We start from the raw sequence: 19,162 nt of genomic DNA, 5'->3' as shown, positions 1-19,162 counted from the left end.
CCCGTTCGCTGCAAACGCTTGCGGACCATACCCCGCCGAAGGTGAGGAGCATGGGACCGACCTTCCCCGACCTGGTCGCCCGCGCGTCCGGCATGGCCGACCGGCGCCGCCTGCTCGGCATCTGCGGCCCGCCGGGCGCGGGCAAGTCGACCCTGGCGGCCCGGCTGGCCGACGCGCTGGGCGGGCGCGCCGCGCTGGTGGGCATGGACGGGTTCCACCTCGCCCAGCGCGAGCTGGACCGGCTCGGCATCGCCGCGGTCAAGGGCGCGCCGCACACCTTCGACGCCGACGGCTACGCCGACCTGCTGGCCCGGCTCAAGGCGCGCACCGACCCGGTCGTCTACGCCCCGGAGTTCCGCCGCGAGATCGAGGAGCCGGTGGCCTGCGCGGTGCCGGTGCGCCGGGAGACGCCGCTGGTCATCACCGAGGGCAACTACCTGCTGCTGTGGCCGCGCGTGCGGGCCCTGCTCGACGAGGTCTGGTACGTCGACGTGCCCGACGACGTGCGGCGCGAGCGGTTGCGCCTGCGGCACGAGGCCCACGGCCGCACGCCCGAGCAGGCGTGGGAGCGCACGCTGGGCTCCGACGAGGCCAACGCGGTGCTGATCGCCTCGACCAGGGACCGGGCCGACCTGGTGGTCACTCCGTGACGGAGATGGTGTCGACCGGCTTGCTCATCTCCTGCCGGTACTTCCAGATCCCCCACGCCGTGCCGACGACGAAGAACGCCACGCTGCCGATGACGGCCGCGGTCTGCAACCACGGCACGCGGTCGAGCAGCCCGGCGGCGTAGTAGCCGAGCAGGACCAGCGTCGGCACCCAGGCCAGCGCGCCGACGGTGGTGGCCAGGGCGAAGCGGCGGGCGTCCATCTTCGCCGCGCCCGCGATCAGCGGGGCGAGCGTGCGCACCCACGGCAGCCAGCGGGCCAGCACGATCGCCCAGAACCCGCGCCGGTCGAGGAAGTCGCGGGCCTTGGCCAGGTTGGCCGCGTTGAGCACCCGCCCGCCCTTGCGGGTGATGATCGCGTGCCCCGTCTTCGCGCCGATGACGTAGCCGAGCTGGTTGGCCGCCACCGCGGTGACGGTCGCGGCGATCGAGAGCCCCCACGCCTGCCCCTCGGCCGCGTGCTGGGCGAGCACGACCCCCGCGGCGAAGAGCAGGGAGTCCCCGGGCAGGAACAGCCCGAAGATGAAGGCGCACTCGACGAACACGAAACCCAGCACGACGGCCCACACCAGCAGGGGCCCCGCCGAGTCGAGCACGTCGGTCGCAAGGGTCACGGCCGTAGGGTACGTGCCGCCGACCCCGACCCGTCTCCCGTCGAGCCCAATTCACCGGCCCTTGGCCTGCGGTTGGGCAGCACGACGACGCCTGCGTCGAGGTCGACGCCCAGCGGCGGGCCGCCCTGGGCGTCCTCCTCGCGCAGCATGGACTGGGAGTCGCGGTGGTCCAGCTCCATGCGCTTGGTGCCGTAGAACATGGCGGTGAACTCGTTGATGTAGGTGGCGGTGACCGGCGTCCCGGCCTTGTCCCTGCGCTTCTGGCGCAGCAGCTCGAACACCCCGACGGCGACCATGAGCAGCGTCCCGCCGGGCACGCTCCAGGCCAGGATGGTCTCCACCATGCCGGGACAACGGTTGCGGCGCGGGCGGGGTTCCGGGAACCCCGGTCCGGGTCCGCGGCGTTGAGCCCGGCGTGGGGATACACGCGAGCGGGCTGGGTGTGCTGGTCGGGGACCGGTGGCTGTTCCGCGGGCTGGACCTGGCCGTCGAGCCCGGCGAATGCCTGGCGGTGACCGGGGAGAACGGGTCGGGGAAGTCGACCCTGCTGCACTGCCTCTACGGCCTGCAGGAGCCCACCGAGGGCACCGTGGCCGTCGCCGGGCGCAAGCCGGACGAGCGGGAGCCGGAGTTCCGCCGCGCCGTCTCGGTCGTGCTGGACGACTCGGCGCTGTTCGAGGAGTACACCCCGGCCCAGCACCTGCAGCTGCTCGGCCTGCCCGACACCACCGGGCTGCCCGACGTGCCCGCGGTGGAGATGTCGGCCGGGCAGCGGCGCAGGCTGCTGCTGACCGGGGCGCTGCGCCGGGACTGCCGGGTGCTGCTGCTCGACGAGCCCGAGCGCGCGCTCGACGCCCGGGCGCGGCAGTGGCTCGCCGAGGTCATCGCCGAGGCCAAGGCGTCGGCAGCGGTGGTCATCGCCAGCCACCACCGGCCGCTGGTGGACGCGGTGGCCGACCAGGTGGTCGAGCTGTGAGCGGCCTGGCCGCCTTCATCGGCGTGGGCCTGCTCGCCCTGCCGTTCTACCGGACCGAGCTGCTGCACGAGCGGTTCATCGGCGCGCACGCCGTGCCAGCGAACGCGCTGAACGCCGTGGTCCTGCTGGCCACCGCCGTCGCCATCCTGTCGCTGCTGCGGCGCGACTTCGTCCGCGCCCACCCGGCGCGGCTCACCTGGGATGACACCGGCGACCGGGCTCGGCTGGTGCACGGGCCGATGGTGCGGGCGTGGGCGGTGCGCTTCGGGATCGTGGGCTACCTGCTCGTCGCCGCCGGGCAGGTGCTGGGCTGGTCGGGCTGGCCCGCGGCGCTGGCGGTCGTGCTCGCCGGCGCCGCCTACGCCTACTCCGCCGCGCGCCGGGTCCGCAGGGGCGAGCACCTGGCGCCGTTCGCGCTGGCGGTCGCGGGCGCGCTGTTCGCCCCCGCGGCCTGGCTCTGGGCCATCGCCGCGGCGCTGCTGGTCGCGGCCGCCGCCGTCTGGGGGCCGCCCGCGCGGCCGGGGCGGCGGGAGCTGGTCCGCGGGCACAACGCCCACGTCGTGCGGTCCGTCGCGGCGGCCTTCGGCGACGTGCTGTCGCTGCTGCCGCGGCCGCGGCCGACGCGGGGCAGGCTGGACAGCACGCTGCGGCTGGTGGTCTCGGGCATCGCGGCCCGCCGGGGCATGCTCGCCGCCGCCGCGCTGCTCGCCCTGGCCGCGCCCGTCCTGCACGCGGTCTTCCCGGTGGTCGCCCCGGTCTGGTGGGCGGGGCTGGGCGCCTACTTCGCCGTCCTGCCGCTGGCCGGCGGCCTGGCCGAGGCCACCGCGGTGGCCGGGTTGCGGCGCTGGCTGCCCCAGTCCGACACCGAGCTGTGGCTGACCGCCGTGGTGGTGCTCATGGTCGTCGCGGGACTGTGGCTGGCCGCCGCCGTGCTCGCCGGGCTGCCCGCCGCGCCCGCCGCCGTCCCGGTGGCGGCCGTCGCGGTGGCCCGCACGGTCAGCAGACCCGACCTGGACTACACCCCCGGCCCCACCGCCGACGTCGGCGGCGTCGCCCTGCCTGCCAACCTCGTCCGCCAGCTCGTGCGCGGGCCGTTCCTGCTGGTCATCGGGCTGGCCGCGCTCAGCTAGGCGGTCACCCGGTCGAGGAAGGCGGCGACGTTGGCCGCGGTCCGCTCGATCTGCTCGTCGAGGGTCAGCGACTCGCGCACCCGCGTGCCGGGGCCCGCGTCCTTCTTCCCGCGCAGGTAGAGGGAGCAGGCGAGGTCGGCGCAGATGTAGATGCCCACGGAGTTGCCCTGCTGCCCGCCGCTGCCCGCCTTGCGGGCGGTCATCAGCGTCACGCCGTCCCCGGGGTGGGTCGTCAGGCACAGCGAGCACATCTTGCGCCGGGTCGGGCCCGCCTCGGCGGAGGCCAGCCGCAGCGCCACGCCGGTGGCGCCCGCGGCGGTCTCGGCGACCAGGTAGGCCCGCTGCGGCGCGGCCGGGTCGCGCCACCCCAGGAAGTCCAGGTCGGCCCAGGGGCGCGCGGACAGGTCCGCGGGCAGGGACATGCGCTTGGCCTCGCCCTTGGTGCAGTTGACGAACGACGCGCGGATCTCGCGCTCGGTCAGTGGGCCCATGCCCCGAACCTACGTCGCGCCCGCTCGGCCGAACAAACGGTTATCGGCGGTCGCGGACGGTCTCGCCCTCGGGTGCGGGCTCGCCGGCCGCACCGGCTGCGGGTGCGGCCCCTTCGCCCGCTGCGGACATGGCCGCCGCCTGCGCCGGGCTGTGCATCTTCAGCGGGATCTCCTTGATGAACAGCGCCACCACGAACGCCAGCACCATCACCCCGGCGCCCGCCAGGAACACCAGCTGGATCGACTCGGTGAAGCCCTCCTGGAACGGGCGCGCCAGCCGCGGGTCGACCGACAGCAGGAACGACGAGTCGTCCAGCACCCCGCCGTGGCCGCCGGAGGTCAGCGCGTCGAACACCGGCGCGTTGGCCGGGTCCGCCCGCACCGCGGGGTCGGCCAGGGCGGCCTGGAAGCCCGGGTCGCCCACCGCCGAGCGGAAGGCCCGGCCGATGTTGTCGGCCACCGTGCTGAACAGCAGCGACAGGAACACCGCGACGCCGAGCGTGCCGCCGAGCTGGCGGAAGAACGTCACCGACGCCGTGGCCACGCCCATGTCCTGGAACGGCACCGAGTTCTGCGCCGCCACGGTCAGCGTCTGCATGCAGTTGCCGAGGCCCAGGCCGAAGATCGCCATGTAGACCAGCGGCTGCCAGATGGGGGTGTCCACCCCGACGGTCCAGAACAGCAGCAGGGCCACGATCGCCAGCGCGGTGCCGATGATCGGGAACATCTTGTAGTGCCCGCTCTTGGCGGTGAGCCTGCCCGAGGTGATCGAGGCGGTCATCATCCCGAGCATCATCGGCAGCATCATCAGGCCCGCGTCGGTGGGGCTGTAGCCGCGCACGATCTGCAGGTACTGCGGGATCATCGAGATCCCGCCGAACATGCCCACGCCCAGGATCGCGCCCGCGATGATCGTCATGGCGAAGGTGGACGTGCGGAACAGCCGCAGCGGGATCAGCGCCTCGTCGCCCAGCCTGCGCTCCACCAGCAGGAACGCGACCAGGCCGACCACGCCGAGGGCGTAGCAGACGATGGCGACCGGCGAGCCCCAGCCCCACTCCCGGCCCTGCTCGGCGATCAGCAGCAGCGGCACGACCGACACCGCCAGGAACGCCGCGCCCCAGTAGTCGATGCGGTGGTCGCGCTTGGTGTGCGGCACGTTGAGCACCCGCGCCACCACGAACAGCGCCAGCGCCCCGATCGGCACGTTCACCAGGAACACCCAGCGCCAGCCGGTGATGCCCAGGAGCGTGTCCTGCCCGGCGAAGAAGCCGCCCACCACCGGGCCGAGGACGCTGGAGGTGCCGAAGACGGCCAGGAAGTAGCCCTGGTACTTGGGCCGCTGCCGGGGCGGCACGAGGTCGGCGATGATCGTCAGGGCCAGCGACATCAGCCCGCCCGCGCCCAGGCCCTGCAGCGCCCGCGCCGCGGCCAGCTGGGCCATGCTGTCCACCAGCGTGCAGGCCAGCGAGCCGATGACGAACACGCTGATCGCGGTGATGAACCACGGCTTGCGGCCGTAGATGTCGGAGAGCTTGCCGTACAGCGGCGTCGAGATCGTCGCGGTGATCAGGTACGCCGTGGTCGCCCAGGCCTGCATGCTCAGGCCCTGCAGGTCGTCGGCGATGGTGCGGATGGCCGTGCCGACGATCGTCTGGTCGAGCGAGGCCAGGAACATGCCCAGCATCAGGCCGGACATGATGACCAGGATCTGCCGGTGCGTGGGCCCGGTCGCGGTCCCGGGCTCGGTCATGCGTGCCTCAAATTCGGTTGGTTGGGCTCAGCAACTACTTGGCACAGCCTTCCCCGATCGGCCGCTGATCGCAAGTCATGCGGCCGCCCGCGCCGTCGCCAGCGCGGACCGGACGAACTCGCCGACGTAGCCGATGGCCGCCCTGGCCTCGGGGATCAGCGCGTGGAACGCCGGGAAGACGTGCACCTGCCCCGGCCACACCTGGAGCTCGCAGTGCGCGCCCGCGGCGGTGATCACCGCGGCCATCCGCTCGGCGTCGCCCAGCAGGCATTCGGTGTCCCCGACCTGGATCAGCATGGGCGGCCAGCGCCGCTTGCTGCCGCGGAACACCGACAGCCGCGGGTGCGACAGCGGGTGCTCCCCGGCGTAGTGCGCGGCGACCTCGCGGGCGCGGGCGGGCGGGATGTAGGGGTCGCGGCAGGCGGCGTCGCGCTCGTCGAGGCCCGCGCAGGTCAGGTCGAGGAACGGGGAGAACAGCACCGCCGCGCCCGGCATCCGGGCCCGGGCCCTGGTCAGGTCGCCGAGCAGCCCGGCGGCGATGTGCCCGCCAGCCGAGTCGCCCATGACCGCGATCCGGTCGGCCGGGTAGCCCTGGTCGCGCAGCCAGTGGAAGGCCGCGAGCGCGTCGTCCGCCGCGGCCGGGAACGGGTGCGCGGGGGGCTTGCGGTAGGCCAGCAGCAGCACCGGCAGCCCGGTCGCCACCGAGATGGCCGCCGCCAGGTGCCGGTGGGTGCGCAGCGAGCCGAGGACGAACCCGCCGCCGTGCAGGTACAGCACCGCGCCGTCGGCCTCGACCGCGCCCGGCCCGGTGATCCACAGGCCGGTGACCTCGCCGTAGCCGTGCGACTCCGAGACCGGCCGCAGCCGGGTGCCGCGGGGCAGCGGGGTGATGCCGGTGGCGTCGAACGCCTCCCTGACCAGCGCCAGCCCGGCCCCGCGCAGGCTGATCCGGTCGCCGAGCGGGCGGATGCCCGCCAGCAGCAACCGCGCCAGCGCCTTGGCCTGCACGCTCGGCGCCGCCATGAGCTCGACCACGCGCCACCTCCCCCACGGCCGGGTCGACGGTGACGACGGCCACATAACCACTGTAGGGGAGTCAGCCGTCACCGGCCGAGTCACGAATTGCCCACCGGGGGATACCGTGGTCCTCGTGGACCTGCTGTCGACCTTGCGCGCCGCGGTGGGCGCCGACGCCGTGCTGACCGATCCGGACGTCACCGCCGCGTACCGGCGGGACATGATGCCGCTGGCCCCGGCCGGCGAGCCGCTGGCGGTGGTGCTGCCGTCGAGCACCGAGCAGGTCCAGGCGGTGGTGCGCGCCTGCGCCGAGCACCGCACGCCGATCGTGCCCAGGGGCGCGGGCAGCGGGCTCTCCGGGGCGGCCAACGCCGTCGACGGCTGCGTCGTCCTCGCGCTCACCCGGATGAACCGCATCCTGGAGATCGACCCGGACAACCGGCTCGCCGTGGTCGAGCCGGGCGTGGTCAACCTCGACCTGCGCGACGCGGTGGAGAAGCACGGGCTGTTCTACCCGCCCGACCCGTCGTCCTACGACTGGTGCACGATCGGCGGCAACGTCGCCACCAACGCGGGCGGGCTGTGCTGCGTCAAGTACGGCGTCACCACCGACTCGGTGCTCGGCCTTGAGGTCGTGCTGGCCGACGGCGAGCTGCTCAGGACCGGCCGCCGCACGGTCAAGGGCGTCGCGGGCTACGACCTGACCAAGCTGTTCGTCGGCAGCGAGGGCACCCTCGGCGTGGTCACCCAGGCCACCCTCGCCCTGCGCCCGCTGCCGCAGGCGCCCGGGACCACGGTGGCCGCGTTCCCCTCGATCGTCGCCGCGGGCGCCGCGGTGTCGCGGATCGTGCGCGAGGGGATCGTGCCGTCGCTGATGGAGATCATGGACTCGGTGTCGATCGCGGCGGTCGAGGCGCACCTCAACACCGAGGTCGGCGCGGGCCGGGGCAGCGCGGCGCTGCTGATCTGCCAGTCCGACGCCGTGCGCGAGGCCGCGCGGGCGGAGCTGGCGGCCATCGAGCAGGTGTGCGCCGACAGCGGGGCCGAGCTGGTGCACACCACCTTCGACCTCGCCGAGGGCCGGATGCTGCTCACCGCGCGCCGGGCCGTGCTGATGGCGCTGGAGGTCTACGGCGCGTGGATGACCGACGACGTGTGCGTGCCGCGCACCCGCATCGGCGAGCTGATCGCGGGCTGCGAGCGGATCAGCGCCGAGGTGGGGCTGCGCATCGCCGTCGTCGGGCACGCGGGCGACGGCAACATGCACCCGACGATCGTCTACGACCCCGCCTCCGCCGACGAGCTCGCCCGCGCCCAGCGGGCCTTCGACGAGATCCTGGCGCTGGGCCTGGCCCTGGGCGGCACGGTGACCGGCGAGCACGGCATCGGCAAGGTCAAGCGCGAGTGGCTGGCCAACGAGATCGGCCCGGTGGGGCTGCGCACCCACCGGGCCGTGAAAGCCGCGCTCGACCCGGGGAACCTCTTCAACCCGGGCTCGATGTTCAGTCCTGGATGAGCTGCCGCTTCTCCCGGCGCGCCTTGAGCACCTCGAAGATGATCGGCAGCACCGAGAGGAAGACGATCAGCAGGATCATCAGCTCCAGGTTCTGGTTGACGAACGGGACCTTGCCCAGCGCCGCGCCCAGCAGCGTCACCCCGGTCGCCCACAGCACCGCGCCGATGGCGGAGTAGACGAAGAACGTGCGCTTGTTCATCCGCCCCACACCGGCGATGGCGGTGATGAACGTCCGCACGATCGGCACGAACCGGGCCAGCACGATCGCCCGCGCGCCGTACTTCTCGAAGAAGGCGTGCGTCTTCTCCACGTGCTCCTGCTTGAAGAAGCGGGAGTCGGGCTTGTTGAACAGCGCGGGCCCGGCCTTCTCGCCGATCCAGTAGCCCACGACGTTGCCCGCGAAGGCGCACACCGTCAGCAGCACGCAGATCAGCCACAGCGGCGCGGGGATCACCCCGGTCACCGCGAACATGCCCGCGGTGAACAGCAGCGAGTCGCCGGGGAGGAAGAAGCCGATCAGCAGGCCGCACTCGGCGAAGATGATCAGGCACAGCCCGGGCAGCAGGAAGGGGCCCAAGCCGGTCAGGATGTTCACCGGGTCCAGCCACTCGGGCAGCAAGGCGAGGTTCACCCCCGACAAGGTACAGGTCGGCGGCAGATCACCAGTGCACCAGGCAGAACGGGTGGCCCGCGGGATCGGCGTAGACGCGGAAGCGCTCGCCGCCGCCGTCGAACCGGGTCGCGCCCAGGGCCAGCACCAGCTCCCCCGCCCGCGCGAGGTTGTCGACCCGCACGTCGATGTGCAGGTGGGCGGGCTCGGCGGGCCAGGCGGGCGGACGCCAGTCCGCCACCCGCTGGAAGGCCACCCCGGGCCGGTCCGGGGCGTCGCCGATGACCACGAAGTCCGGGTCGTCCTGGATCCGGATCATGCCCAGCAGCTCCTGGTAGAAGTCTGCGAGCGCGCGCGGATCCGGGCAGTCGACCACCAAGCCGTGCCAGCTCCCGATCATGGGCGCATCCTGGCAGCGGGGGCGGACAGTTCCGGCGCGGGCGCCCTCAGACCAGGGTCAGCAGGCCGACGACCGCGCCCGCGGCCAGGCCGAGCAGCAGCGCGACGACGAGCACCCACACCGCGGGCGTCGACTCCGCGGGCAGCGCCTCGGTGACCTCGACCGGCCGCGGGCTCAGGTCGGTGCCGGAGAGCAGCGCGGGCTCCGGCCCGTGCGCGCGGGGGGCCTGCGCCGCCTGGGCCCGCAGCGCCTCGGCCAGCAGCCGCTCGGGGTCGTCGCTCACGTCGGCGACGGTAGCACCGGTGAACCCGGTCACCCCGGGAACGAACCCGCCGCCCCGCGCGTTGTCCCGTCAGGAAGCTTGAGCGGAGTCGGCTCAACTACAGAAGCTGATCCCGGTAGACTCAACTTCGCTACAGCAAGCCCAGTGAATTCTTGGAGGAGAACAATGGCGCGAGCGGTCGGCATCGACCTGGGGACGACCAACTCCGTCGTCGCCGTCCTCGAGGGCGGTGAACCGACGGTTGTCGCCAACTCGGAGGGCTCCCGGACCACCCCATCGATCGTGGCCTTCGCCAAGAACGGGGAGGTGCTGGTCGGCCAGCCCGCCAAGAACCAGGCGGTCACCAACGTCGACCGGACCATCCGTTCGGTGAAGCGGCACATCGGCACCGACTGGAAGACCGAGATCGACGGCAAGGCTTACACCGCGCAGGAGATCAGCGCCCGCGTGCTGATGAAGCTCAAGCGCGACGCCGAGGCCTACCTCGGTGAGACGATCACCGACGCGGTCATCACCGTGCCCGCCTACTTCGAGGACGCCCAGCGGCAGGCCACCAAGGAGGCCGGGCAGATCGCGGGCCTCAACGTGCTGCGGATCGTCAACGAGCCGACCGCGGCGGCGCTGGCCTACGGCCTGGACAAGGGCGCCAAGGAGCAGACCATCCTGGTCTTCGACCTCGGCGGCGGCACCTTCGACGTCTCCCTGCTGGAGATCGGCGACGGCGTGGTGGAGGTCCGCGCGACCTCCGGCGACAACCACCTCGGCGGCGACGACTGGGACCAGCGCGTCGTCGACTGGCTGGTCGAGAAGTTCCGGCAGAGCAGCGGCATCGACCTGACCAAGGACAAGATGGCCCTGCAGCGCATCCGCGAGGCCGCGGAGAAGGCCAAGATCGAGCTGTCCAGCTCGAACAGCGCCAACATCAACCTGCCCTACATCACGGTGGACGCGGACAAGAACCCGCTGTTCCTGGACGAGACGCTCTCCCGCGCCGAGTTCCAGCGGATCACCGCCGACCTGCTCGACCGCACCCGCGCGCCGTTCAACAACGTCATCAAGGACGCGGGCATCTCCGTCGGCGACATCGACCACGTGGTGCTGGTCGGCGGCTCGACCCGCATGCCCGCCGTCGCCGAGCTGGTCAAGGAGCTGACCGGCGGCCGCGAGCCGAACAAGGGCGTCAACCCCGACGAGGTCGTCGCCGTCGGCGCCGCGCTGCAGGCCGGCGTGCTCAAGGGCGAGGTCAAGGACGTCCTGCTGCTCGACGTGACCCCGCTGTCGCTGGGCATCGAGACCAAGGGCGGGGTGTTCACCAAGCTCATCGAGCGCAACACCACGATCCCGACCAAGCGCTCGGAGATCTTCTCCACCGCCGACGACAACCAGACCACCGTGGGCATCCAGGTCTACCAGGGCGAGCGCGAGTTCGCCCAGGACAACAAGAAGCTGGGCACCTTCGACCTGACCGGCCTGCCCCCGGCCCCGCGCGGCGTGCCGCAGATCGAGGTCACCTTCGACATCGACGCCAACGGCATCGTGCACGTCTCGGCCAAGGACATGGGCACCGGCAAGGTGCAGTCGATGACCATCACCGGCGGCTCCGCGCTGCCGAAGGAGGACATCGACCGGATGGTCCGCGACGCCGAGGCCCACGCCGAGGAGGACCGCAAGCGCCGCGAGGAGGCCGAGGTCCGCAACCAGGCCGAGTCGCTGGTCTACCAGACCGAGAAGTTCGTCAAGGACAACGACGACAAGATCCCGGCCGACGCCAAGGAGAAGGTCCAGGCGGCGATCAAGGAGGCCAACGAGGCCCTCGCGGGCACCGACATCGCCAAGATCAAGGCGGCGATGGAGAAGCTGGCCACCGAGTCGCAGACCATGGGGTCGGCGCTCTACGCCAACACCCAGGCCCAGGGCGGTGACGGCGACGGCGCAGGCCAGGCGAAGGCCGACGGCGCCGAGGACGTCGTCGACGCCGAGATCGTGGACGAGGACAAGAAGTGACGACCAACCACGACGAGCACGGCGGCGAGGAGCCCCGCGTGGTGGTGCGCGACCGGCGGCGGATCGACCCGGAGACCGGGCAGGTCCGCCAGCCCGCGGCCGACCCGGAGCCCGCCGCCGCGGACCCCGCGGAGGGCGCGATGGAGGGCACCATCGAGTTCCCGGCCGAGGAGCCCGCCGAGACCGGCAGCACCGAGTTCGACCCGGCAGCGGAGCTGAAGACCCAGCTGGACGAGCGCACCGCCGACCTGCAGCGGCTGCAGGCCGAGTACGCCAACTACCGCAAGCGGGTCGACCGCGACCGCGAGGCCGTGATCGCGGGGGCCAAGGCCCAGGTGCTGATCGAGCTGCTCGGCGTGCTCGACGACATCGAGCGCGCCGAGGCCCACGGCGACCTGACCGGCGCGTTCAAGGCGGTGGCCGACAAGCTGACGGCCACCCTGCAGCGGGTCGGCCTCGAACCGTTCGGGCACGAGGGCGAGCCGTTCGACCCGGCGGTGCACGAGGCCGTGCAGCACACCACCTCACCCGAGGTCGACGGGCCGACGGTGACCGGCGTGCTGCGCCGGGGCTACCGGCTCGGCGACCGGGTGGTGCGCGAGGCGATGGTGGCCGTCACCGACGCCGAGTCCGGCGGACCCGAGCAGGGCTGAGTGGAAGGAGGGGGCGTCCGGTGAGCGCCAGGGACTGGATCGACAAGGACTTCTACCGCGAGCTGGGCGTCTCCTCCGACGCCGGCGATGCCGACATCAAGAAGGCGTACCGCAAGCTCGCCCGCGAGCTGCACCCGGACGCCAACCCGGGCAACACCGACGCCGAGGCCCGCTTCAAGGCGGTGTCCGAGGCGTACGGGGTGCTCGGCGACCCGGAGAAGCGCAAGCAGTACGACGAGGCGCGCAGCCTCTTCGGCAGCGGGTTCCGGCCGGGCGGCTTCGGCGGCGGCGGGAACTTCGACTTCACCGACATCTTCAACCGCCAGCAGGGGGCGGGCGCCGAGCCCGGCGGCTTCGGCGGCCTCGGGGACCTCTTCGGCAACCTGTTCAGCCGCCGCGGCGGCGCGGCCAGCAGGCCGCGGCGGGGCGCGGACGTGGAGACCGAGGTGCGCATCGACTTCGTCGAGGCGGTCCGCGGCGCCACCGTCCCGCTGCGCCTGACCAGCCCGGCCACCTGCGAGACCTGCCACGGCTCCGGCGCGCGGCCGGGCAGCGCGCCCAAGGTGTGCGCGACCTGCGGCGGGGCGGGCCTGGTCAACCGCAGCCAGGGCGCGTTCGCCTTCAGCGAGCCGTGCCGGGACTGCCGCGGCAAGGGCACCGTGGTCACCGACCCGTGCCCGGACTGCGGCGGCGAGGGCGTGGCCACCCGGACCCGCCCGCTGACCGTGCGCATCCCGCCCGGGGTGACCGACGAGCAGCGCATCCGGCTGGCGGGGCAGGGCGAGCCGGGCCAGAGCGGCGCCCAGGCGGGCGACCTGTACGTGCGGGTGCACGTCACCCCGCACCCGATCTTCGGCCGCACCGGCGACGACCTGACGCTGAAGGTGCCCGTCACCTTCCCCGAGCTGGCGCTGGGCACCACGCTGACCGTGCCGACCCTGGACTCCACGGTGAGCCTGCGGGTCGCGCCGGGCACCGCGTCCGGGCGCGTGCTGCGGGTGCGCGGCAAGGGCGTCGCGCGCCGCGACGGCCGCGTGGGCGACCTCCTGGTCACCCTGCAGGTCGCCGTCCCCGCCACACTGGACGCCGACGCCCGCGCCGCCCTGGAGGCGTACGCGGCGGCGACGGCCGACCACGACCCCCGACCGGACCTCACCGCGCTGGTGGAGAAGGCGAGGTAACCCGTGAACCCCCTGCCCCCGGGCACCGACGAGGACACCCCGTTCTTCGTCATCTCGGTGGCCGCGCAGCTCTCCGGGCTGCACGCCCAGACGCTGCGCAGCTACGACCGCCAGGGCCTGGTCTCCCCGGGCCGCACCCCCGGCGGCGGCCGCCGCTACTCCCTGCGCGACATCGCCCTGCTGCGCGAGGTCCAGCGGCTCTCCCAGGAGGAGGGCGTGAACCTCGCGGGCATCAAGCGGATCATCGACCTGGAGAACGAGGTCGACCGCCTGCAGGGCATCGTGCGGGAGCTGACGGAGGAGCTGGCCGCCGTGCGCGCCGCGGCCGAGCAGGCCGCCGCGGCGATCCACCGCTCCTACCGCCACGACCTGGTGCCGGTGCGCAGGCAGACGGCGCTGGTGGTGTGGCGGCCGGAGAAGAAGCGGTAGCGCCGTCGTCAGTCGATCGTGAACGGGTCGTAGACGATCCGGTCCAGCGGTGTCCCGGCGATGAGCATGCGGGACACCGTGGCCCGGATCATCGGCGGCGAGCCCGCGATGAGGACGTCCCGGTCGGCCCACGCGCCGTAGCGGGTCACCACGTCGGCGACCGTGCCGTGCTCGAGACCGGGCGTCGGCTCCTCGCTCACGCCGACGACCGTCAGCCACGGGTTGGCCGCGGCGATGTCCTGCAGCAGGGCGAGGTCGTAGAGGTCGGCGGCGGTCCGCCCGCCGACGAACAGGTGCACGGCCGGGTTCTCCCCCCACCGCGCCAGGTGCTCCACGATCGCCCGCATCGGCGCGACGCCGGTGCCGCCCGCGACCATCAGCACGTCGGAGTCCGAGGTGCGGTCCACGGCGATGCGCCCCATCGGCGCGCCGATGCGCCACTGGTCGCCCTCGGCGGCGTGGGCGACCAGCGCGCGGCTGACCCAGCCGCCCTCGACGGCGCGGATGTGGAACTCGATGACCCCGTCCTCGCGCGGGTCGTTGGCGGGGGTGAGGTAGCGCCACAGCCGGGGCCGCTGCGGGATCTCCACGCTGACGTACTGGCCGGGCAGGTAGGGGATCGGCCGCTCCGGGCGCACCCACACCCGGGCCAGGTCCCAGGCCAGGCGCTGGCGGTCGACCACCTCGGCGCGCCACAGCGGCGGGCCGGGGTCGGCGGCGGCCGCGTCGATCATGGCCCGGGCCATGATCGTGTACGCCTCGGCCCAGGCGCGCTCGGTGTCGTCGTCCCAGTGCGGGCCCGCGTGCTTCTTCACCGCCGCGATCAGCGCCATGCCGACGGCCTCGAAGTGGTCGGTGGTGACGCCGAACTTGCGGTGGTCGCGCCCGAGCTGGCGCAGGTACGGCACGAGGTCGTCGGGCCGGTCGACCAGCTGCACGATGTGCACCAGGGCGCGCAGCAGGCGCGAGCGCTGGACCTGCATGTTGGCCGGGAACATCTCGCGGGTGGCCGGGGCGATCGAGAACAGCATGCCGTAGAAGAACTGGGCGACCTGGTCCGCGTGCGGCTCCACCACCGCGAAGCTCTCCCGCACCAGCCGCACCATCGTCGCCACCGCGGCGGGCGACTCGGGGTGGGGCCGGACGTGCGGGATCGGGCTGAGCACGGGATTGGCTGTCATGGTCGGGGCGCTGACTCCACCTCTCGGGGCGCTACCAGCGTGCGCCGTGCCTGCGAGCATCGATCCCCCGACGGTGTGGACACTAGCCCCATCGCGGGCCGCGTGCCCAAGGCCGCGCGGGGCGACGCTGGACTTTCGTCACTCAATGTCACCGTACGCGGTTTCGCCGACCGACGACCGGGTGAGCGGGCTCGCGGTCGTGGGATGGTCATGACACCGTTTGCCGCGTGTCCCCCCACCCGCTCCCCCGGACCGCGGCAGCCCCGCGCGAAGTGCACCCGATCGGCTCAAGCCTGTTGCCCGCCAGGGGAACGGGCCGGGGGCGCAGATGACCGACGACGAGCGCGTGCGCGCCGCGCAGGCCCTGGAGCGGGAGCTGTCGAAGCTCTTCGGCCGGGCGCGCAGCCTGTCGCTGACGCTGGCCGCCCGCGTGCACCCCGACCTCGACGGCGCCGCCTACGCCCTGCTGCTGCACCTGGGCGACATCGGCCCGGCCCGCGCCGCCGAGGTGGTGGACCGCACCGGCCTGGACAAGTCGACGGTCAGCAGGCAGATCGCCCGGCTGGTCGACCTCGGGCTGGTCGAGCGGGTGCCCGACCCCTCCGACGGGCGGGCGCGGCTGGTGCAGCTCACCGCGGTCGGGACCGAGCGGCTGGCCAAGGTGCGCGCCGACCGCAGGCGGCAGCTGCGGGAGCGGGTCGAGCGGTGGCCGACCGCGGACCTGCGCGAGTTCTCCCGGCTGCTGGCCAGGCTCAACAGCGATTTGTGACCCCGCAGGCCGGGTACCGCACGGGTCGGGCCGACGAGTTGTCCCCAGCACTGTGGACAACTTCCTGGGGTTTGTGGACAACCGGGGCCCGCGTGTGGACAACCTGGTTGCGACATGTGGGTGAGCCGGTGGACAAGCGCTCGCGGCGCACGTCACACGGGGCAGAATCAGGTTGAGCGGAACTGGCTCAACTTTCCTGACGTTATGTCGGGTGAGACGACCGCAGGCATTGAGGTGGGAGATGGAAGCGTTCAACCCGACGACCAAGACCCAGGCCGCCATCAGCGCGGCGGCGCAGGCCGCCGCGGCCGCGGGCAACCCCGACATCGCGCCCGCGCACCTGCTCGGCGCGCTGCTGGCGCAGCCGGACGGCCTCGCGGGTCCGCTGCTGACCGCGGTCGGCTCCGACCCGGAGGTCGTCCGCAAGGAGCTGGAGCCGCTGCTGCGCGCCCTGCCGTCGGCGACGGGGGCCACGGTGTCCTCGCCCGCGCTGTCCCAGCCCGCCCTGCGCGCGATCACCCACGCCCAGAAGCTGGCCACCGAGCTGGGGGACGAGTACGTCTCCACCGAGCACCTGATGGTCGGCCTGGCCGCCGCGGGCGGCGACGTGGCCGAGCTGCTGCGCCGCCGCGGCGTCACCCCCGAGGCCCTGCGCGAGGCGTTCACCAAGGTCCGCGGCTCGGCCCGGGTGACGAGCCCGGACCCGGAGGGCACCTACCAGGCGCTGGAGAAGTACGGCATCGACCTGACCAAGCGCGCCCGCGAGGGCAAGCTCGACCCGGTCATCGGGCGCGACTCGGAGATCCGGCGCGTGGTGCAGGTGCTGTCCCGCCGCACCAAGAACAACCCGGTGCTCATCGGCGAGCCCGGCGTCGGCAAGACCGCCATCGTCGAGGGCCTGGCCCAGCGGATCGTGGCGGGCGACGTGCCCGAGTCGCTGCGCGGCAAGCGGGTCGTCGGCCTGGACCTGGGAGCGATGGTCGCAGGCGCGAAGTTCCGCGGCGAGTTCGAGGAGCGGCTCAAGGCGGTGCTCAAGGAGATCACCGAGTCCGCCGGGCAGGTCATCACCTTCATCGACGAGCTGCACACCATCGTCGGCGCGGGCGCGACCGGCGAGGGCGCGATGGACGCGGGCAACATGATCAAGCCGATGCTGGCCCGCGGCGAGCTGCGCATGGTCGGCGCGACCACGCTGGACGAGTACCGCCAGCACATCGAGAAGGACCCGGCGCTGGAGCGGCGGTTCCAGCAGGTGCTGGTCGGCGAGCCGTCGGTGGAGGACACCATCGGCATCCTGCGCGGGCTCAAGGAGCGCTACGAGGTCCACCACGGCGTGCGGATCATGGACAGCGCCCTGGTCGCCGCCGCGGACCTGTCCGACCGCTACATCACCGCGCGCTTCCTGCCCGACAAGGCCATCGACCTGGTGGACGAGGCCGCCTCCCGGCTGCGCATGGAGATCGACTCCCGACCGGTGGAGATCGACGAGGTCGAACGCGCCGTGCGCCGCCTGGAGATCGAGGAGATGGCGCTGGCCAAGGAGGAGGACCCGGCCTCCCGGGAGCGGCTGTCGGCGCTGCGCGCCGAGCTGGCCGAGAAGCGCGAGGCGCTCTCGGCGCTGACCGCGCGCTGGCAGAACGAGAAGGGCTCCATCGACCGCGTCCGCCAGCTCAAGGAGCAGCTGGAGGCCCTGCGCGGGGAGTCCGAGCGCGCCGAGCGCGACGGCGACCTCGGCCGCGCCGCCGAGCTGCGCTACGGCCGCATCCCGGCGCTGGAGAAGGAGCTGGACGCCGCGACGGCATCGACCCCGCAGCCCGGGGCCGAGGTGATGCTCAAGGAGGAGGTCGGCGCGGACGACATCGCCGAGGTGGTCTCGGCGTGGACCGGCATCCCGGCCGGTCGGATGCTGGAGGGCGAGACGCAGAAGCTGCTGCGCATGGAGGACGCGCTCGCCGCGCGGGTCGTCGGCCAAGCCGAGGCCGTGCGCGCGGTATCCGACGCGGTGCGCCGGGCCAGGGCGGGCGTGGCCGACCCGGACCGCCCGACCGGCTCGTTCCTGTTCCTCGGCCCGACCGGCGTCGGCAAGACCGAGCTGGCCAAGGCGCTGGCGGAGTTCCTGTTCGACGACGAGCGCGCGATGGTGCGCATCGACATGAGCGAGTACAGCGAGAAGCACTCGGTGGCCCGCCTGGTCGGCGCTCCCCCCGGCTACGTCGGCTACGACCAGGGCGGCCAGCTCACCGAGGCCGTCCGCCGCCGCCCGTACACCGTCGTGCTGCTCGACGAGGTGGAGAAGGCCCACCCGGACGTCTTCGACGTGCTGCTGCAGGTCCTCGACGACGGCAGGCTCACCGACGGCCAGGGCCGCACGGTGGACTTCCGCAACACGATCCTGGTGCTGACCTCCAACCTCGGCTCCCAGGCCATCGCCGACGCGACCCTGGACGAGACCCAGCGCCGCGACGCGGTCCTGGCGGTCGTGCAGCGCCACTTCAAGCCGGAGTTCCTCAACCGCCTCGACGACGTGGTGGTCTTCCACTCGCTGGCCACCGAGGAGCTGACCTCCATCGTCGACATCCAGGTCGCCCGCCTCGGCAAGCGCCTGGCCCAGCGCAGGCTGACCCTGCACGTCACCCCGTCCGCCCGCGACTGGCTCGCCCTCAACGGCTTCGACCCGGTCTACGGCGCCCGCCCCCTGCGCCGCCTGGTCTCCTCCGCCATCGGCGACCAACTGGCCAAGGCCCTCCTCGCAGGCGACATCCGCGACGGCGACACCGTCCAGGTCGACGTCGCCGACGACAACAGCTCGCTCACCGTGACACGGGAGGGTGGTCCACACGCCGGGTAGCGATTTCGGCACGTAGTGTCGAACTTTCCAACTATCCGCCAATTGAGTGGCGGTTAGACCGTTCGAGTCGCGGGTCTCGAAGCGATAACTCCCCTGAGACACCAATTCGGTGTCGCAGGGGAGGAACACATGTCCGCAGGAACCGAGGGGTCCACCGGCACCGACCCGGACCTGGTCAGGGAGATCGACGACATCGAGGACACGATCCTCGACGACGGCGAGCCCACGACGAACGGCGGGCCGTACCAACCGCACTCGCCGGACACGCGGCCCACGGGGGGTCCGTACCAGCCGCACTCGCCGGAGACGAAGCCGAACGGCGGGCCGTATCAGCCGCATTCGCCGGAGACGCGGCCGACTGGGGGTCCGTACCAGCCGCATTCGCCGGAGACCAAGCCGACGGGTGGGCCCTATCAGCCGCATTCGCCGGAGACCAAGCCCAACGGGGGGCCGTACCAACCGCACTCGCCGGAGACGGAGCCGACGGGTGGGCCCTACCAGCCGCATTCGCCGGAGACGATGCCCAAGGGCGGGCCCTACCAGCCGCATTCGCCCAACGGGGAGCCGACGGGTGGGCCGTACCAGCCGCATTCGCCCGAGGAGGCAACGGGGGCGGCCGGTCAGGAGTAGTGGCCTGGTC

20 protein-coding genes are annotated in these 19,162 nt (G+C 73.0%); 11 read left to right on the top strand and 9 right to left on the bottom strand.

The window, feature by feature from the left end; all coding sequences use genetic code 11:
• Nucleotides 1-50: 50 nt before the first annotated feature.
• Nucleotides 51-650 (top strand): nucleoside/nucleotide kinase family protein, encoded by a 600-nt coding sequence (locus tag ACWEPX_RS08120; protein WP_451896378.1) that lies wholly within the window; start codon nt 51-53, stop codon nt 648-650.
• On the opposite strand, the gene ACWEPX_RS08115 is transcribed toward ACWEPX_RS08120, so the two are convergent.
• Together ACWEPX_RS08115 and ACWEPX_RS08110 are read right to left on the bottom strand one after the other, a co-directional pair.
• Nucleotides 640-1,281 carry a DedA family protein gene (locus ACWEPX_RS08115; RefSeq protein ID WP_451896377.1) on the bottom strand — a complete coding sequence of 214 codons (642 nt, stop codon included), beginning with the start codon at nt 1,279-1,281 and terminating at the stop codon, nt 640-642. The genes ACWEPX_RS08120 and ACWEPX_RS08115 overlap by 11 nt on opposite strands.
• A complete protein-coding gene (locus ACWEPX_RS08110) occupies nt 1,278-1,625 on the bottom strand; it encodes a DUF6191 domain-containing protein (protein ID WP_451896376.1) in 348 nt (115 codons plus the stop codon). Before ACWEPX_RS08110 ends, ACWEPX_RS08115 begins: the two co-directional genes overlap by 4 nt.
• 71 nt (nt 1,626-1,696) lie before the next feature.
• Here ACWEPX_RS08110 and ACWEPX_RS08105 point away from each other — a divergent pair, with 71 nt between their 5' ends.
• Both ACWEPX_RS08105 and ACWEPX_RS08100 read left to right on the top strand, forming a co-directional pair.
• Nucleotides 1,697-2,257 carry an ABC transporter ATP-binding protein gene (locus ACWEPX_RS08105; protein WP_451896375.1) on the top strand — a complete coding sequence of 187 codons (561 nt, stop codon included), beginning with the start codon at nt 1,697-1,699 and terminating at the stop codon, nt 2,255-2,257.
• Nucleotides 2,254-3,387 carry a hypothetical protein gene (locus ACWEPX_RS08100; protein ID WP_451896374.1) on the top strand — a complete coding sequence of 378 codons (1,134 nt, stop codon included), beginning with the start codon at nt 2,254-2,256 and terminating at the stop codon, nt 3,385-3,387. Before ACWEPX_RS08105 ends, ACWEPX_RS08100 begins: the two co-directional genes overlap by 4 nt.
• Here ACWEPX_RS08100 and ACWEPX_RS08095 read toward each other — a convergent pair.
• From ACWEPX_RS08095 to ACWEPX_RS08085, 3 genes are all read right to left on the bottom strand, one after another.
• The gene (locus ACWEPX_RS08095) at nt 3,384-3,878 is read right to left on the bottom strand and encodes an FBP domain-containing protein (protein WP_451896373.1); all 495 of its coding nucleotides are present in this window, start codon (nt 3,876-3,878) and stop codon (nt 3,384-3,386) included. The two genes, ACWEPX_RS08100 and ACWEPX_RS08095, sit on opposite strands and share 4 nt — an antisense overlap.
• A 40-nt stretch (nt 3,879-3,918) precedes the next feature.
• Entirely contained in the window at nt 3,919-5,631 is a 1,713-nt protein-coding gene (locus ACWEPX_RS08090; protein WP_451896372.1) for an MDR family MFS transporter, read from the bottom strand.
• A 75-nt stretch (nt 5,632-5,706) separates the two neighbouring features.
• Nucleotides 5,707-6,666, bottom strand: a complete 960-nt coding sequence (locus tag ACWEPX_RS08085; protein WP_451896371.1) for an alpha/beta hydrolase — start codon at nt 6,664-6,666, stop codon at nt 5,707-5,709.
• Nucleotides 6,667-6,781: 115 nt separating this feature from the next.
• Here ACWEPX_RS08085 and ACWEPX_RS08080 point away from each other — a divergent pair, with 115 nt between their 5' ends.
• Nucleotides 6,782-8,164 (top strand): FAD-binding oxidoreductase, encoded by a 1,383-nt coding sequence (locus ACWEPX_RS08080; protein ID WP_451896370.1) that lies wholly within the window; start codon nt 6,782-6,784, stop codon nt 8,162-8,164.
• On the opposite strand, the gene ACWEPX_RS08075 is transcribed toward ACWEPX_RS08080, so the two are convergent.
• From ACWEPX_RS08075 to ACWEPX_RS08065, 3 genes are read right to left on the bottom strand one after another with little or no spacing between them, the layout of a single operon-like run.
• Nucleotides 8,151-8,795: a DedA family protein gene (locus ACWEPX_RS08075; protein WP_451896369.1), complete on the bottom strand. Its 645-nt coding sequence runs from the start codon at nt 8,793-8,795 to the stop codon at nt 8,151-8,153. The genes ACWEPX_RS08080 and ACWEPX_RS08075 overlap by 14 nt on opposite strands.
• Before the next feature lie 28 nt (nt 8,796-8,823).
• Nucleotides 8,824-9,174: a VOC family protein gene (locus ACWEPX_RS08070; RefSeq protein WP_451896368.1), complete on the bottom strand. Its 351-nt coding sequence runs from the start codon at nt 9,172-9,174 to the stop codon at nt 8,824-8,826.
• A 46-nt stretch (nt 9,175-9,220) separates the two neighbouring features.
• Complete coding sequence (locus ACWEPX_RS08065) at nt 9,221-9,457, bottom strand: hypothetical protein (protein WP_451896367.1); 237 nt, start codon at nt 9,455-9,457, stop codon at nt 9,221-9,223.
• 165 nt (nt 9,458-9,622) lie between these two features.
• Between ACWEPX_RS08065 and dnaK the strand changes: the two genes are divergently transcribed.
• Genes dnaK through ACWEPX_RS08045 form a run of 4 tightly spaced genes read left to right on the top strand, consistent with a single transcriptional unit; the run spans nt 9,623 to nt 13,724 of the window.
• Nucleotides 9,623-11,461, top strand: a complete 1,839-nt coding sequence (gene dnaK / locus ACWEPX_RS08060) for a molecular chaperone DnaK (RefSeq protein WP_451896366.1) — start codon at nt 9,623-9,625, stop codon at nt 11,459-11,461.
• Nucleotides 11,458-12,114 (top strand): nucleotide exchange factor GrpE, encoded by a 657-nt coding sequence (grpE, locus tag ACWEPX_RS08055; protein ID WP_451896365.1) that lies wholly within the window; start codon nt 11,458-11,460, stop codon nt 12,112-12,114. Before dnaK ends, grpE begins: the two co-directional genes overlap by 4 nt.
• A 20-nt stretch (nt 12,115-12,134) precedes the next feature.
• Complete coding sequence (gene dnaJ / locus ACWEPX_RS08050) at nt 12,135-13,295, top strand: molecular chaperone DnaJ (protein ID WP_451896364.1); 1,161 nt, start codon at nt 12,135-12,137, stop codon at nt 13,293-13,295.
• Between the two features lie 3 nt (nt 13,296-13,298).
• The gene (locus ACWEPX_RS08045) at nt 13,299-13,724 is read left to right on the top strand and encodes a heat shock protein transcriptional repressor HspR (protein ID WP_451896363.1); all 426 of its coding nucleotides are present in this window, start codon (nt 13,299-13,301) and stop codon (nt 13,722-13,724) included.
• An 8-nt stretch (nt 13,725-13,732) separates the two neighbouring features.
• Here ACWEPX_RS08045 and ACWEPX_RS08040 read toward each other — a convergent pair whose 3' ends face one another.
• Nucleotides 13,733-14,905 (bottom strand): globin domain-containing protein, encoded by a 1,173-nt coding sequence (locus tag ACWEPX_RS08040; protein WP_451896362.1) that lies wholly within the window; start codon nt 14,903-14,905, stop codon nt 13,733-13,735.
• 328 nt (nt 14,906-15,233) lie between these two features.
• Between ACWEPX_RS08040 and ACWEPX_RS08035 the strand changes: the two genes are divergently transcribed.
• The 3 genes from ACWEPX_RS08035 to ACWEPX_RS08025 all read left to right on the top strand — a co-directional run bounded on the left by ACWEPX_RS08035 (nt 15,234) and on the right by ACWEPX_RS08025 (nt 19,152).
• A complete protein-coding gene (locus tag ACWEPX_RS08035; RefSeq protein WP_451896361.1) occupies nt 15,234-15,674 on the top strand; it encodes a MarR family winged helix-turn-helix transcriptional regulator in 441 nt (146 codons plus the stop codon).
• Nucleotides 15,675-15,915: 241 nt separating this feature from the next.
• Entirely contained in the window at nt 15,916-18,522 is a 2,607-nt protein-coding gene (gene clpB / locus ACWEPX_RS08030; protein ID WP_451896360.1) for an ATP-dependent chaperone ClpB, read from the top strand.
• 129 nt (nt 18,523-18,651) lie between these two features.
• The gene (locus tag ACWEPX_RS08025) at nt 18,652-19,152 is read left to right on the top strand and encodes a hypothetical protein (protein WP_451896359.1); all 501 of its coding nucleotides are present in this window, start codon (nt 18,652-18,654) and stop codon (nt 19,150-19,152) included.
• Nucleotides 19,153-19,162 lie beyond the last annotated feature (10 nt).

This window comes from Actinokineospora sp. NPDC004072, from assembly GCF_053604195.1.
This window is presented reverse-complemented; position numbering and strand designations above follow the sequence as displayed.

Bases quoted from the DNA above. Each gene is read 5' to 3' on its own strand.
- ACWEPX_RS08070 (WP_451896368.1), bottom strand. From the start codon at position 9,174: ATGATCGGGAGCTGGCACGGCTTGGTGGTCGACTGCCCGGATCCGCGC.
- clpB (WP_451896360.1), top strand. From the start codon at position 15,916: ATGGAAGCGTTCAACCCGACGACCAAGACCCAGGCCGCCATCAGCGCG.
- ACWEPX_RS08095 (WP_451896373.1), bottom strand. From the start codon at position 3,878: ATGGGCCCACTGACCGAGCGCGAGATCCGCGCGTCGTTCGTCAACTGC.
- dnaK (WP_451896366.1), top strand. From the start codon at position 9,623: ATGGCGCGAGCGGTCGGCATCGACCTGGGGACGACCAACTCCGTCGTC.
- ACWEPX_RS08040 (WP_451896362.1), bottom strand. From the start codon at position 14,905: ATGACAGCCAATCCCGTGCTCAGCCCGATCCCGCACGTCCGGCCCCAC.
- ACWEPX_RS08025 (WP_451896359.1), top strand. From the start codon at position 18,652: ATGTCCGCAGGAACCGAGGGGTCCACCGGCACCGACCCGGACCTGGTC.
- ACWEPX_RS08035 (WP_451896361.1), top strand. From the start codon at position 15,234: ATGACCGACGACGAGCGCGTGCGCGCCGCGCAGGCCCTGGAGCGGGAG.
- ACWEPX_RS08110 (WP_451896376.1), bottom strand. From the start codon at position 1,625: ATGGTGGAGACCATCCTGGCCTGGAGCGTGCCCGGCGGGACGCTGCTC.
- ACWEPX_RS08120 (WP_451896378.1), top strand. From the start codon at position 51: ATGGGACCGACCTTCCCCGACCTGGTCGCCCGCGCGTCCGGCATGGCC.
- ACWEPX_RS08090 (WP_451896372.1), bottom strand. From the start codon at position 5,631: ATGACCGAGCCCGGGACCGCGACCGGGCCCACGCACCGGCAGATCCTG.